The 13,868-nt window shown below is 38.6% G+C and carries 14 protein-coding genes; 10 read left to right on the plus strand and 4 right to left on the minus strand.

All coding sequences use genetic code 11. The features are described from left to right. Positions 1–605: 605 nt before the first annotated feature. From nhaC (FQ087_RS00395) to FQ087_RS00420, 6 genes are all read left to right on the plus strand, one after another. A complete protein-coding gene (gene nhaC / locus FQ087_RS00395) occupies positions 606–2,024 on the plus strand; it encodes a Na+/H+ antiporter NhaC (RefSeq protein ID WP_149578602.1) in 1,419 nt (472 codons plus the stop codon). Next, positions 2,021–2,887 (plus strand): MBL fold metallo-hydrolase, encoded by an 867-nt coding sequence (locus FQ087_RS00400; protein ID WP_149578603.1) that lies wholly within the window; start codon positions 2,021–2,023, stop codon positions 2,885–2,887. The genes nhaC (FQ087_RS00395) and FQ087_RS00400 overlap by 4 nt, the downstream gene beginning before the upstream one ends. Positions 2,888–3,458: 571 nt before the next feature. Beyond that, positions 3,459–4,856: a Na+/H+ antiporter NhaC gene (gene nhaC, locus FQ087_RS00405; protein ID WP_149578604.1), complete on the plus strand. Its 1,398-nt coding sequence runs from the start codon at positions 3,459–3,461 to the stop codon at positions 4,854–4,856. A gap of 205 nt (positions 4,857–5,061) precedes the next feature. Next, positions 5,062–5,427 carry a hypothetical protein gene (locus tag FQ087_RS00410; protein ID WP_149578605.1) on the plus strand — a complete coding sequence of 122 codons (366 nt, stop codon included), beginning with the start codon at positions 5,062–5,064 and terminating at the stop codon, positions 5,425–5,427. 35 nt (positions 5,428–5,462) lie between these two features. Then, a complete protein-coding gene (locus FQ087_RS00415; RefSeq protein WP_149578606.1) occupies positions 5,463–5,873 on the plus strand; it encodes an NUDIX hydrolase in 411 nt (136 codons plus the stop codon). A 415-nt stretch (positions 5,874–6,288) separates the two neighbouring features. After that, entirely contained in the window at positions 6,289–6,543 is a 255-nt protein-coding gene (locus FQ087_RS00420; RefSeq protein ID WP_149578607.1) for a GlsB/YeaQ/YmgE family stress response membrane protein, read from the plus strand. A gap of 96 nt (positions 6,544–6,639) precedes the next feature. Here FQ087_RS00420 and FQ087_RS00425 read toward each other — a convergent pair whose 3' ends face one another. The 3 genes from FQ087_RS00425 to FQ087_RS00435 all read right to left on the minus strand — a co-directional run bounded on the left by FQ087_RS00425 (position 6,640) and on the right by FQ087_RS00435 (position 9,603). Beyond that, a complete protein-coding gene (locus FQ087_RS00425) occupies positions 6,640–7,170 on the minus strand; it encodes an isoprenylcysteine carboxyl methyltransferase family protein (protein WP_149578608.1) in 531 nt (176 codons plus the stop codon). Positions 7,171–7,181: 11 nt separating this feature from the next. Continuing rightward, on the minus strand, positions 7,182–8,261 hold the full coding sequence (locus FQ087_RS00430) for a type III polyketide synthase (protein WP_149578609.1): 1,080 nt from the start codon (positions 8,259–8,261) through the stop codon (positions 7,182–7,184). A gap of 886 nt (positions 8,262–9,147) precedes the next feature. Further along, the gene (locus tag FQ087_RS00435; protein WP_149578610.1) at positions 9,148–9,603 is read right to left on the minus strand and encodes a GNAT family N-acetyltransferase; all 456 of its coding nucleotides are present in this window, start codon (positions 9,601–9,603) and stop codon (positions 9,148–9,150) included. A 334-nt stretch (positions 9,604–9,937) separates the two neighbouring features. Here FQ087_RS00435 and FQ087_RS00440 point away from each other — a divergent pair, with 334 nt between their 5' ends. The 4 genes from FQ087_RS00440 (at position 9,938) to FQ087_RS00455 (ending at position 12,921) form a co-directional block, all read left to right on the plus strand. Continuing rightward, the gene (locus FQ087_RS00440) at positions 9,938–10,465 is read left to right on the plus strand and encodes an RNA polymerase sigma factor (RefSeq protein WP_149578611.1); all 528 of its coding nucleotides are present in this window, start codon (positions 9,938–9,940) and stop codon (positions 10,463–10,465) included. Next, a complete protein-coding gene (locus FQ087_RS00445) occupies positions 10,455–12,044 on the plus strand; it encodes a DUF4179 domain-containing protein (RefSeq protein ID WP_149580685.1) in 1,590 nt (529 codons plus the stop codon). The genes FQ087_RS00440 and FQ087_RS00445 overlap by 11 nt, the downstream gene beginning before the upstream one ends. Before the next feature lie 119 nt (positions 12,045–12,163). Further along, positions 12,164–12,325, plus strand: a complete 162-nt coding sequence (locus FQ087_RS00450) for a hypothetical protein (RefSeq protein WP_255452099.1) — start codon at positions 12,164–12,166, stop codon at positions 12,323–12,325. 158 nt (positions 12,326–12,483) lie between these two features. After that, positions 12,484–12,921, plus strand: a complete 438-nt coding sequence (locus FQ087_RS00455; RefSeq protein ID WP_149578613.1) for a hypothetical protein — start codon at positions 12,484–12,486, stop codon at positions 12,919–12,921. A 478-nt stretch (positions 12,922–13,399) separates the two neighbouring features. On the opposite strand, the gene FQ087_RS00460 is transcribed toward FQ087_RS00455, so the two are convergent. After that, on the minus strand, positions 13,400–13,846 hold the full coding sequence (locus tag FQ087_RS00460) for a YaiI/YqxD family protein (RefSeq protein ID WP_149578614.1): 447 nt from the start codon (positions 13,844–13,846) through the stop codon (positions 13,400–13,402). Positions 13,847–13,868 lie beyond the last annotated feature (22 nt).

Raw genomic sequence — 13,868 nt, forward strand, 5'->3', positions numbered from 1 at the left:
AATCGGCTTGAAAAAATGAGTGGCATTAAAGTCGGTTTTGCGTACGAGTATTGATAATCAAGTGAAGAGAAAGAAAATACTTAGTTTTCTGTGTTTATTGAACTGCTTGACATGTCCGCTGAACGTGATAAGATTCAAATCAATTACTTTTATGTGCCGGCAGGATGCAGGTATGCAGTCGGGAAGGATTGAATTACATCCTTGCTTGTTGCGACATGACGTCGCGCATTTAGACTGCCTTCCTTAATTCGAAAAAGTATTAAAATTAAATATATTTGAGAGATGGTCCAGTAATCATATTGCGAGCAGCAGCAAGAGACTGAATGGTAGGTGAGAATTCAGGCAACAATATGTATGAAGTACGCCATCGGTTAATCTCAAACTACTAATGAAGTGGATGACCAGTTTAGAACTGGCTCATCAATTAGGGTGGTAACGCGGAGAGCTCCTTCGTCCCTTTCCAAGGGATTGTAGGGGCTTTTTTGTATTCATTTTTTGCTTAGCTCCAGTTGCCCGGGGCTTGGAAAGTAGATTACGATGAAGAAGGATTCCGCACACACGAAAAAATTCAGGTTGTATCATCAAAGAAAAAGGGGATGTCGAAAATGAAAAAGGAACAATCTTTTGTAATGTCAATTATCCCAATACTCACTTTAATGATCGCTGCAACTTTGTCCATTTTTGTTTGGAAGGCTGGGATGCATATTCCATTAATGATTGGGGTGATTGTTGCTGCTGTCATTGCGAAAATATGTGGTTGGAGTTGGCGTGAAGTAGAAAAAATGATGGTTAATGGGGTATCCCGAGCATTGCCCGCCGTTTTTATTTTACTTATCATCGGAATAATTGTTGGAACTTGGATTGCAAGTGGCGTTATCCCAACGATGATTTACTATGGACTATCGATTATTGAACCTTCAATGTTTATACCGCTTGTTGCATTAATTACTGGAATTGTTTCGATTACATTAGGAAGTTCGTTTACTTCAATTGCGACAGTAGGACTTGCTTTTATGGCGATTGGAGAAGGACTTGGTTTTGCTCCGGGGCTTGTTGCAGGAGCCGTCATTTCAGGCGCCTATTTTGGCGATAAACTATCGCCGTTTTCCGATACGACAAACATCGCTCCTGCCATGGCGGAAACGGATTTGTTTAGTCATATTAAGCACATGCTCTGGGATACGATTCCTGCATTTGTCATTTCAATTGTTCTGTATTGGTTCGTGGGTATTTCAGCCGTAGCTAACAATACTGCAGATACGAGTGAAATTGATTTGATTATTAAAGGGCTGGAAAGTGTCTTTGTCATTCATCCGCTGCTGTTACTCATGCCAGTATTCACGATTTTCTTAATGATGAAACGCATACCCGCGATTCCAGCGTTAACAATTGTAGGACTTCTAGGTGCAGTACTTGCAGTCCTTGTTCAAGGGGTTTCCGCTTCCTCGATTGTTCAAGTGATGACGAGCGGATTTTCGGTAGATTCGGGTGTGGCTACAGTAGATTCGTTGCTTAATCGTGGAGGCCTCATGTCCATGCTAGCCACAATCGGACTGTTAATCATCGCGACATCCCTTGGGGGTATTTTAGAAGAAACAGGCTCTTTTGAAGTGTTAACGAGAAGAATGATGGGAAATGTACGCTCAACTGGAACATTGATCAGCTCGACAATCCTTTCAACTTTTGTCGTAGCTTTTGCAAGTGGTGCACAATTTCTAGCGATTATTCTACCGGCAAGGACGTTTGTTAAAACATATAAAGTGATGGGGATCGACACGAAAAACCTTTCAAGATGTGTCGAAGCAGCAGGCACAGTAGGAATAAACCTCGTCCCATGGAGTGTTCCGGTCATTTTTGCAGCGGACATTCTTGGCGTCAGCCCGGGCGAGTTCATCCCATTTGTTTTCTTCGCATTTCTAGTCCCAATCATTAATATCATTTTTGGTTTCACTGGCTGGACCATTACCAAGAAGGACTATAAAGATGCAAGTGAAATAAATACTAAGGGGGAAATAACGTTATGAGCGAAGTCATTTTACATGTGTTAGGAACAGCACAAGATGCTGGCCTTCCGCATCCGAATTGTTTTTGTAAAAACTGTGCGGAGGCAATCAGCAATCCGGAGAATAGGCGCTCTGCGGCGTCATTGGCAATTGTACTACCGAAAGAGAAGGCTTGGCATTTGATTGACGCAACACCAGACTTAAAAGAACAGATGGCAAGAGTACAAATCAAACACAATATGCAAGGTCAGCTAATGGCGAGCATCTTTTTGACACATGCTCATTTAGGTCATTACCCAGGGTTATTATTTTTAGGAAAAGAAGCGATTGGTGCAAATAAGGTACCTGTAATGGCGGGCACGAAAATGAAGAAAATGTTAGAAGAACAAGCACCTTGGAGCCAACTAACAAAACTTCACAATATTGACGTACGAGAGATTAGTGATGGACGAGCAATTGCCGTTTCACCTCATGTCACAGTCATACCTGTTGAAGTCCCTCACAGAAATGAATTTTCTGAGACATTTGCTTTTTGGATAAAAGGGGCGAAGAAGAAAGTTCTTTATATTCCGGATATCGATCGATGGGAACAATGGGACAAAGATATTTACGAAGCGTGCGAAGAAGCTGACATTTGCTTACTGGATGGGACATTCCATTCCGCTGAAGATCTTGAACAGATTGGCCGAGACTATCGGGAAATCCCTCACCCGCTCATGACAGAAACAATGGATCGATTACAAGATTTAGTTAAACGAACTGAGATTTACTTTATTCATCTCAATCACTCGAATCCCGTCATCGACCCGGATAAAACGATTCGTAAAGAGATTGAAATGAAGGGCTTTCATATTGCGGAGGAAGGAATGGAGTTTGCTTTGTGATTGAAGTCGCCGGAAATATTGGATTTGAACGCTGTAAGCCTATGTGGCTGATTGTGTATTCAATAGCAAGACCTTACTGAAAGAAAAGTAGATTATAAACTCTTCTTAATGGTAGAAAAGTGAGAAACTTAAGACTTAATAATAACTTGACTTACAACTGTAACGTGATAAGATTCAAATCAATTACTATTACGTGCCAGCAGGATGCGGGTATGCAGTCGGGAAGGATTGAATGACATCCTTGCTTGTTGCGACAGGACGTCGCACATTTAAACTGTCTTCCTTAATTCAAAAAAGTATTAAAACTAAATATATTTGAGAGATGGTCCAGTAATCATATTGCGAGCAGCAGCAAGAGACTGAATGGTAGGTGAGAATTCAGGCAACAATATGTATGAAGTACGCCGTCCGATTTTCTCAACTACTAATGAAGTGGATGGCCAGTCCAGAACTGGTCCATCAATTAGGGTGGTAACGCGGAGAGCTTCTTCGTCCCTTTCCAAGGGATTGAAGGGGCTTTTTTGTATCTAAAAATTGTTTTAAGTTTTAAACCATCGAGGAGGATTCCATCATGTTCCGTATAAAAGCAGTTATTTCACCGACATTTCTAGAAGCGATAGCACTTATTGCAACGATTGTAACGATAATTAGCGTCAGCATTGTTAAGTTTGGTGCAGTTCCGCACTTACCGATTTTGTTTTCAATTTTAGTATTAATTTGTTACGGTCTGCTCAAAAAAGTTTCGTACCGTAAACTTGAAGGTGGCTTAGTCGAAGGAGCAGGAGCGGGTATGAGTGCGGTATTCCTGTTTTTCTTCATTGGCATTTTAGTAAGCAGTTGGATCATGAGTGGGACGATTCCGACACTAATCTATACTGGATTTAATCTAATTACTCCGTCATTTTTCTTTGCAATTGTTTTTGTAGTTACTGCAATTGTTGGTGTTTCAATCGGTAGTTCGTTGACGACGGTAGCAACGGTAGGCGTTGCATTTATTGGGATGGCGACTATGCTCGACTTATCATTGGCTGTGGCGGCTGGAGCAATTGTTTCTGGAGCATTTTTTGGAGATAAGATGTCACCCCTGTCGGATACGACAAACCTGGCTTCATCCATCGTTGATGTCGACTTGTTTGAACATATTCGGAATATGAGTTGGACAACAATTCCGGCATTTGTTTTATCACTGATATTCTTTGCTTTCTTGTCGCCAAGTGTCACATTGAGCGATGTTGATAAAATTTCCTATTTCCAAGAAGGATTGTTGGACACGGGGATGATCCACTGGTATACAGTAATACCGTTAATTGTTCTCTTCGTTTTAACAATAATGAAAGTCCCAGCGCTAATGACATTGGCATTAAGCTCGGTCAGTGCAATTGCAATTTCCTATTTCCATCAGAGTTTCAGCGCACCGGAAGTATTTAAGATTTTATTCGAAGGCTTCGTTTCAACGACAGGAATCGAAGATATTGACGCACTACTCACACGTGGCGGCATGCAAAGTATGATGTTTACAATTGGTTTGGTATTGTTGGCACTTAGTATGGGTGGATTGTTATTTACACTTGGAATTGTCCAATGTTTACTCGAGAAAATTGAAAGCCTTTTAAAGAAAGTTTCATCGGTAATTGCAGCGTCCGCGTTAACTGCGATTGGCATTAATGTGTTGATTGGTGAACAGTATTTGTCGATATTATTGACAGGGCAAGCTTTCCAATCACAATATGAAAAAGTAGGTCTTGCCAATAAGAATTTAAGTAGAGTTATGGAGGATGCCGGTACTGTTGTTAATCCGCTTGTACCATGGAGTGTTTGCGGTATTTTCATCACTGGTGTGTTAGGTGTTTCGACAGTGGAGTATTTACCATTCGCATTCTTTTGCTTGTTGTCACCAATTTTAACGATATTGTTCGGGTTTACTGGGAAAACATTGACGTATCTGAAGGACGAAAAGGTAAAAGTGTAAAACACGAAGGAGCACACCTGTTAGGTAGTGCTCCTTCGTGTTTGGAAATTAGTTTTGAAGGGAATATATTGTGGAAACACCGAAAATGCTATTTATTGTATATTATGGAACCATTTGAACGTTGGCGACGTATAAGTAGTTGAGTTGTTCCATATTGTAATGAATATGTCTATAAGACTTAAGGATATGGGGTGCTGGTATATCCATGAAAATCGGTCGATTAGTACTCTTATTAACTTTACTTCTAGTAGTGTTATCAGGCTGTAAAGAAGCATATAAAGGGAATCCCACGCCGAAAGACTTTCTTGGAAATAGTGATGCGGATATTTTTGTTTTAGATAGAATCGTCTACTCGAACGCCCAAGATCTAGAATGGGTAAAAGAATTAACCTATATTCTTGGTGAGCAAGTAGGAGAAATAACAAGAAAAACGGACAAAGCAAGGAACTTTAAAAGTGGTACATCTAATAAATTACCAGTTGGAACAAAGATATACCAAACGGATACGCCTGCATATATTGTAATAGTAGATGGTAAGGAGATCCCCTATCTAGGAAAGTATGAAGGGTAGTTTTAGTTAATCGACATTTGGGAGTGAAGGTAGAAATGAACAAAGTAAATGTTGTCTATGCACTTATTTATAAAGAAGACGAGCAAAAAGTACTAATGGTAAATAACAAAGGAAGCGGTTGGTCACTTCCTGGAGGTGACGTAGAAGAGGGGGAAACGTTAGAGCTGGCAATTATTCGTGAAGCCCAGGAAGAAACAGGTTTGACGATTGAAGTGGAGAGTATTGTGGCGGTGAATGAAGCATTCTTTAATGCAAAAGGCCAACATGCTTTATTTCTAACATTTAAGGCAATAATCGTATCTGGGGAATGCTTAATTCAAGACGAAGAAGAAATTTCTGAAATAAAGTGGGTAGATTTGCCGACAGCGAATGGGTTAATGCCTTATCATCCTGGTGGGGTAGAAAGATTACTTAAATCATCTTCTCCTTATACAATTCAAGTGTAAGGAGAGGGTCATCACCCGTATATATCTATTGAAGTAATGAATAGGGTATGTAAACAAGTGTAGGGGCCTTACAAGGGTAGCCGAAGCGTAATTCAATGGAATCAGATGCAGGTACACTGGAGCTGAAAGAGATATGAAGAAAAGGTATATTTAAGAATTGCAAAGCGTATTAGTTTATAGAGAATCCAAAATTCTGGTTTTTATTTAACATAAGAAAATGAAACTTATAATTCCAAGCCTAGATAAGGGGAGGCGTAATGGCTTGCCACTTGTCTCTTCAATTACTCAGACATATTTTTAATTGTTCTACAGCAATCATCAAATACCCAACCGACTAAAAAGAGTGTGGATTTTATCGTTCTCATATATATTTTTTCACTAAAAAAATAAAATAGTTTAAAAGGGGATGTAGGGTATGGGGTTACTATTATATTTAATAATTGGTGGAATCATTGGTTGGTTTGCAGGATTAGTTATAGGTAAAGATATGCCAGGTGGAATCATAGGGAATGTGATTGCTGGAATTATTGGTGCATGGATTGGTGGTAGATTGCTAGGGGATTGGGGTCCGAAACTTGCTGATTTTTACATTGTACCCGCCATTATCGGAGCACTTTTCGTAGTAATTATTGTGAGTTTTATTATGAAATCCATGCGTAAAAGATGGTAATGAAATAGGAAAACGCTGACTAGTTAAGTTCAGCGTTTTTTTTATGGGTTAGAAAAGTATGCTTGACTTGGAGGTATCGATTGTATTTGTCAATTATCACTCCAAAGAAAACTTTTTGCTGTAATTGGTTGCTTCTTTCAGTGCTTTCTCTTCTGCAGGAATTCGCACTGATAACATCCATGCATTCAACAATGTGAAAATGATTGCAGTTATATAAGCGCCGAACATGAGAGGAAGCACCAATAGCTCAGTCGTCACGATTATATAATTAGGGTGGCGCACCCACTTATAAGGACCTTTCTGCACAACGTCCGCACCCGGTAAGATGATGATTTTGGTATTCCAAAACTTTCCGAGTGAAGCAAGGCACCAAATCCGTGCCACCTGCGCCACTAGAAAAATGACGAGAAATAAAATCCATACTGACGACACTGATCTATCGAACAGAAAGTCTTCCGCAAGAAGGGAAATGAAAAATGCGATATGCATGGAAACCATAATGGGGTAGTGAGCGGCACCTGCTTCAAATGCTCCTTGGCTGCGCATCCATTTCTCATTGCGTTTCGCGACAACCAGTTCAACAAGGCGCTGTATGATAACAATTGAAATGACTATGAAAAATATCATCTGCTAATCCCTCATTCCCATTTCAATAGCAGCAGTTCACCGCAAAATCCAGGGCCAAGTGCAGCCATTAGTCCATACTCACCGGCAATGGGCTCGCTTTCAATGAACTTTTCTAAAACGTAAAGAATAGTAGGGGACGACATATTGCCGTTGTGCCGTAAAACATCGCGGGAAATGTCCGTTTTGTTTTGATCGAATCCTAATGCTGATTCGTATGCTTCAAGTACCTTTTTTCCTCCTGGGTGTGCAACGAAGTGTGTAATATCATCTTTTGTTAGTTCGTGTCCACTCAGGAACTCATGGACGAAAGGTCCGAGCCAATTTGTTATGACAGCAGGAATGCTTTTTGAGAAAACAACATACAGTCCGGAGTTTTTCACTTCCCAACCCATAACGTCCTCGGAATCCGGTAATAGTTTTGAAGTGGTAGCAATAACCTTTGGCATCGCTTTTTTTACTTTCACCGAAGATTTATCGCCCGATATTAATGCGCATGCAATCCCATCGGAAAACAGTGAGACACCTACTAGATTACTTTTTGAATAGTCTTCTTTTTGAAACGTCAAACTGCATAATTCAACGGAGAGAACGAGGACATTAGCCTTGGGAAATGCAAGGCAATATTCATGCGCTCTACTAACTCCTGCAGCACCCCCTGCACAACCCAGCCCCCAAATAGGAACACGTTTCGTATCATCTCGAAAAGGAAGCCGGTTCATAATGCGTGCTTCAATGCTTGGTGTGGAAATTCCGCTGCTTGAAATGAAAAAGATAGCGTCGATCATAGAAGGTTCAATCGCTCCATCGAGCATGCCATTCCCTTGGAGGCATGATTGTACGGCTTGGACACCGAATTCGACTGCATGTTGAATATATATACTGTTTCTCTCTTCGAAATCATGCGCTCTCCCGTACCATTCAAGCGGCATCGACACATTACGCGTCTCAATATCTCCATTTTGAAAGACTTTCAAAAGCCGTTCAATATCAGTATACTTTTCACTGAAAAGTGATCGGGTTAACTCAACGGCCTGCTGCTGTTTCACTTCATGAGGCGGTTTGAATGTGCTGACAGAAAGAATTTTCGGCATAGGCTACCTCCAGTTTCATTATTAGTACTCATTACCTGAATATGACTTTCCCAAACCTATAACCTGAGCATACACACCATATGAACAGGATACTTCATGTGAAATGGAGGGATAAAGATAGGGGGAACTTTTATGTCCATCAAATTAAACATATAAGATCAATCGCCGATTTCCTAAGGTGGTAACGCTAAGGAATTGTTAATACATACAGCCCATCTCGGCTTATAAAGTAGCTGAGAACTTCAAACTTCATGAAGCACTTTTTCCTGGATGGATTGATGCAAGGGCTGGCTGTGCACCGGGCGGAATGCCATGTGTGATAAATGCATTGAATGACGGGACACCGGAAATGGTACGAGCATAGATTGAAAAGATTGCTGAAGTGTTCAACGTGAGTGAAGTGATGCTTGCCATGATTGCTTACGTTTTTAAAAATATGCTGAAATCCTATGAATTGATGGCCAAGGAAATGTTTGTTTGAACGATTGTCTACACTTCAACGTACGCATAACTTGTACAAAAGATGACAGAACTATGAAAAAAAACTGATGATATGCTACCGTGTTTCATTCAGGGAGCGATTGATTTCAAATTAAATAAGAGCGCTGCCTTTTGGCGGTTTTCTTAGTTAGTTTTGTTTGAAACCCAAGGAACTATATAAAATAACCCAGTGGATTGGATAAGCATAATGAAATTGATTCTATAGAAGTGAGGAAGAAATTTAATTGCAATGCTGTTACTTTAGAACAATGATTTATCAAATTGATACAAGTAATGTTGATAGGCAAACAAAAAGAAAGAGCATGTTTTGAATGAAAATTGCTCAAAACATGCTCTTTCTATATTTAATTGAAGCATCTAATAATCCGAAAAAATAACTGATCTATCAATCAGTTATATATTTTACTACAGCCATTTCTTTACCAAATCTATCACCATAGTCAATAAATCCTAAACTAGCGTACATTTTATGCGCGCCCAAGTTTTCTGGATGATAACCTACAACAATTTTTTTTGCATTGTCCGATGTTGCCATTTCTAACATCATTAGTTTAGTAGCGGTTTTACCTATACCTTTCCCTTGAAATTGCTTATCAACCATTATTCTATATACCCAATAACCATCAAGTTCTTCTTGAACAGAATTGTACATCAAAAAGCCGACTACTTTTTCTTCAGCATAGATAGCATATGGCTTTAACGTAAGTTCGAACTTTGTTTGAGCTATTGAAATAGCATTTGGCTCAATAAATTCTTTTTGTTCTTTTGATACCTCTAATTCACAACAGTCATACCAGTTGTCGGCATTTAATGATACAATTTTAACATTCCCTCTATTCATAATCTTCCCCCTTGAAATTAGGGGAAACACTAACTAATTTGTTTATTAGTCGTTATCCCCTTGTAGTCGTTTGTAATGAAAATTATTTTGTTTGTCATAATGAACGCCTCCTCTACTAACTTTCGCTCACTAATTAACATATAATTGGTGGGCCATTCTATAATATCATATCCATTATCGTAACTATTAGATTTTATAGATAATTATAATCTGTAAGTTAATCAGTTATCTCGGAATAGTGAGTACAGCAAAGAAATTTAATTGTAATGGAACTTTTAGTGGAGCTAGATACTCTAATTGCTAAAAAAGTACGTGAGAAGGGGGTCTGACGTTTGTGGTCACATCAATTTCGGATTCTATACGACTGAAAAAGATTAAAAAGCAAGATATGAATGCTGTGGTAGATTGGTTTGATGAAAGAAAATCAAAGTTTTATAAAATCGGTTGGGCCTATCTTAAAAATCATCATGATGTTGAAGATGTTTTTCACAATACAATTATTAAAGTGCATGACAAAATTGGACAATTAAAGGAAGACAGATATTTTGAAACTTGGGTGACCTCAATATTTATCAACGAATGTAGAGCTATTTATCGGAAAAGAAAACAACAAATAGTGACCAGTTTGCAAGAAAAGACGGATAGTAGCCCATTCGAAACAAAAGTAGAAGTATTGGAAGACTTGGACCAGCTTGATGAAATACATAAGGAGATTATTATATTAAAGTATCTTCAAGGTTATTCTCAGAAGGAAATTGCATTTATTTTAAAATTGCCAGTAGGGACCGTGAAATCACGATTGTATAGGGGCCTTATGATGCTTAGAAAAATATTCGAAGGCGGTGCAGACAATGGATTGTAATGATATTCAAGAGCATTTCATTGATTATTTGGAAGGGAAACTTGGTGAGATGACAAGGAAAGAGATTGAACAACATTTAACTGAATGTGAAAGTTGCAATGAGGAAGTGAAAAAATTACGACAGATTGTTGCTGCTCTAGATTCAGAAAATGATTCAATTCAGGTACCGGATGATTTTATGAGCAATGTTAGACATGCAGTTTTTAACAATCGGGAAAATAGGCGAAAGAAATATAAACATCGAACAACGGTGGGAATAGTGGCAATGCTTTTCTTCACGTTATTCGTAGGGACAGCTGTTGCAACCAATAATTTTACAAGTGTAATGAATTGGTGGAAAGATTTAAGCAACAAGCAAGATGAACAAATGCAGGGCTATGTTCAACAAGGATTAGGTGAATATATGAATTTTGAAGCAGAAAGCAATGGAGTGAAGGTGACCATCACAAGTGTGGTTGCGGATGACATACAGACGCTTGTCTACTATGAAATTGAGGATCAACAGAAGGACAATAACTATATGATCAATTATAACGAGGGCCTACAAATCGAAAATTTACATCACAATTGGAACAGCGAAGGTGAGCCAACATACTCGCCTGTTACTAGTCATCTAAGCATTTATTCAGAAAGTAACCAAGTGTATAAAGGCAGACTTGGCGTTGAACCAATATCCACTGATCAAGGGATCATTCAATTGGAGCTCAGCAAGCTTGAGAAAGTGGTTAACACTTCTGCAGATAAAGAATCCTCTCAAAGCATAGCGAGTGGCACCAATGAATTTATTGAAGGAGAATGGCGTTTTGATATTCCAGTTAAGAAACATCCAGCAATTGTTCACGAATTTCAAGTCGAGACTGAAATTGATGGGAATCCGGTTATTTTTGAAAAATTGACGATTGCTCCGACGATAACAGTATTGTCTTATCGTTATCGCAATGAAAACCCAGATAGAAAGATGGAATACTTGACAGTTGCAAGTATAGAAAGTAAAGAGAAGCATGCTTATGGTCAATTAGGTTTGGCTGGTTATGGAGGAGGAGGCGGAAGTTCGAATGGATGGAATTTAGAGGAGACAACATTTGAATCACTTTATGGTGAAAAACCAACCGACATCCGTGTTCACATCGGTAGTGCTTCATTTTCAGTAAATGAGCAAGCACAATTTCCCATTGATACCTCAAAGGCATTTCCTCAGACATTTGAGTATTTAGGGAATGAAATTTCCATTGAGAAAATTGAAATTGGAAAACAGACAAAAGTTGTGATGACTGAAGAGTTGCCCTCAGAAAGGGCATATGAAATGCTCAATTATCGTTTTCATGACAAAGACGGTCGGGGATCATCAAATGCTAGGGTGGATGGATATTACATCGACAAAGAGGATAATAAATATAAAGCAAGTGAAAATTTTTATCGTTTCCATGACCTTAAAAATCCAATATTCTTCTCTACAGAGCATCATGTAGAGCTGTCAAGGGAGGATAATAAGGAGAATTTTGTTCCAGCTTGGATAGAAATTGAAGGTTATTCAGAAACTTCATTTTATGATGAGATAATTGAGATTTCATTGGATTGATTGTTTTAAGTGGAGCATTTAAGATTAGTTTATCTGGTGATATTTCTTTAAAGATATATTGAGAAAAAAGGTAATGTTGCTTTTTAATGGGATGTAATAGAAGTAAAGGGGGAGTATTTGTGAACTCATTAGCGATACTGGGTGTTTTACCCGTATTAATATATTTAGGTATGTTGGTGTTTGGGGTCTATGCTGTTTTAGCTATTTTAAAGACGGCGAAAGAAAGAAATGAATATCTGAAAGACATCAGAGATGAATTAAGAAAAAAGAAATTGATTTGAATACTATTTTTACAAAGGGGTGCTGCAAGTTCAGTTCATTGGACTACGTATGCATCTTTTTTGCTATTCGTGACAGACAAGGGATAATTAAGCGATGAGAAATTCGAGAATTAATGTAGTTTACACTTTTTTATTAAAGATAGTATGGAGGGCAATAGATGAAGTTGAAAAGCAAAATCATACTGCTTCTTGCTACGGTGCTTTTATTGTATGGTGGATTATATATTCTTAATTACAATGCTGCGCCAAAAGTGAAACTAATTGATGCTAAGTATTTGCCTACAGAGACTTTAAAAGATCTGGAGTTAGAATCTGAGTTAATAGTAAAAGCAGTAAAGGTTGATGAGGATAACAAAGTTATTGTTACAACCAGTTCTAGTGATACTAATATAAAGTATGAAGAACCTATAACGCTAAGTACATTTAAAATTGAAGAAATATACTACGATGAAACGAATACTTTTCAGGAATCAGACAAAATCGTTGTCGAAGAGTTTGCTGGATACACTAGAAATTCATATACAGGTAGGAATACCTTAATTATACCTAAAGAATACACGCTCACTAAACAAGACCATACTTATGTGCTTTTTTAAAGAAAAAGTAAAAGTTCCCCCGATAATTATATAATATTTGCAAATCATTCAGGGAAGTTTGCTAATAACTCGTCTGAAAAAGAAGGAATTATAAGTAAGTTTGAAGAGGAATACTTGAATACTTACCAAAAAGTTGAGCTTGCAGTGCTTAAAAAATATCACTAACTTCATACTTGACTAGTGGAAATGAAAAAAGGACCAAAAAGGGTCCTTTTTCTAAAGAGAAGAATGTATAATCTTTTGACGCGGGACAATGTCTAGCTCCAGCAGCTAAGAGCTCGGGTCACAAACCAGCCCGTCTAAGAGGGTTTGAACTGCATCCTTCTAGGGGGAAAGAAAGCCCCTTCATCGTCCCATCCTATGCCTGACGCTCTTGAACAAGGCAGCTTGCGCTATTCTTATTTGAAAAACTATTTATAGGGTTGAAAAAAGAGAGCATGTTCGTCCATCGAACTTAAATACTCAGCGTTTGTTTTCCCTACATCCCTACAAGTTCAGCACACAATTTCTTCAGACTTTCTTCGAATTTCAAATCACTTTCCTTTGAGCGCTTTTTGGGTCCACGTAATCGCCCGCCAGCCATACGGACTTTCTGGGCTGTATGACGAGCATACAATAGCTGGTCAATATTTTCCTCTGTATAGCGTCGTCCATTTTGATCTATAGGATGGCCTTTTTTTGCAAGTACCATCGCGGCCAAACCGTAATCTTGTGTAACGACAATATCATTTTTCTGTACACGATTAACAAGAACGAAATCGACTGCATCCGCCCCCTTTGAGACGATAATAGTCTCAGCACCATCTCGATGCATTTCATGGGTCGTATCACAGATAAGGATGCAGCGAAATCCAAAGGTACTCGCTATTTGGATTGTTTCTTTCACAACCGGACACGCATCCGCGTCGATAAGAATTGTCGTCATCAAGCAAACCCCCTTATACTCT

This window comes from Sporosarcina sp. ANT_H38 (genome assembly GCF_008369195.1).
Lineage (GTDB): Bacteria > Bacillota > Bacilli > Bacillales_A > Planococcaceae > Sporosarcina.

Coding starts and splice junctions, on each gene's coding strand:
- FQ087_RS00420 (WP_149578607.1), top strand. CDS start 6,289: ATGGGGTTACTATTATATTTAATAATTGGTGGAATCATTGGTTGGTTT.
- FQ087_RS00435 (WP_149578610.1), bottom strand. CDS start 9,603: ATGAATAGAGGGAATGTTAAAATTGTATCATTAAATGCCGACAACTGG.
- FQ087_RS00425 (WP_149578608.1), bottom strand. CDS start 7,170: ATGATATTTTTCATAGTCATTTCAATTGTTATCATACAGCGCCTTGTT.
- FQ087_RS00460 (WP_149578614.1), bottom strand. CDS start 13,846: ATGACGACAATTCTTATCGACGCGGATGCGTGTCCGGTTGTGAAAGAA.
- FQ087_RS00455 (WP_149578613.1), top strand. CDS start 12,484: ATGAAGTTGAAAAGCAAAATCATACTGCTTCTTGCTACGGTGCTTTTA.
- FQ087_RS00430 (WP_149578609.1), bottom strand. CDS start 8,261: ATGCCGAAAATTCTTTCTGTCAGCACATTCAAACCGCCTCATGAAGTG.
- FQ087_RS00410 (WP_149578605.1), top strand. CDS start 5,062: ATGAAAATCGGTCGATTAGTACTCTTATTAACTTTACTTCTAGTAGTG.
- FQ087_RS00400 (WP_149578603.1), top strand. CDS start 2,021: ATGAGCGAAGTCATTTTACATGTGTTAGGAACAGCACAAGATGCTGGC.
- FQ087_RS00415 (WP_149578606.1), top strand. CDS start 5,463: ATGAACAAAGTAAATGTTGTCTATGCACTTATTTATAAAGAAGACGAG.
- FQ087_RS00445 (WP_149580685.1), top strand. CDS start 10,455: ATGGATTGTAATGATATTCAAGAGCATTTCATTGATTATTTGGAAGGG.
- nhaC (WP_149578602.1), top strand. CDS start 606: ATGAAAAAGGAACAATCTTTTGTAATGTCAATTATCCCAATACTCACT.
- nhaC (WP_149578604.1), top strand. CDS start 3,459: ATGTTCCGTATAAAAGCAGTTATTTCACCGACATTTCTAGAAGCGATA.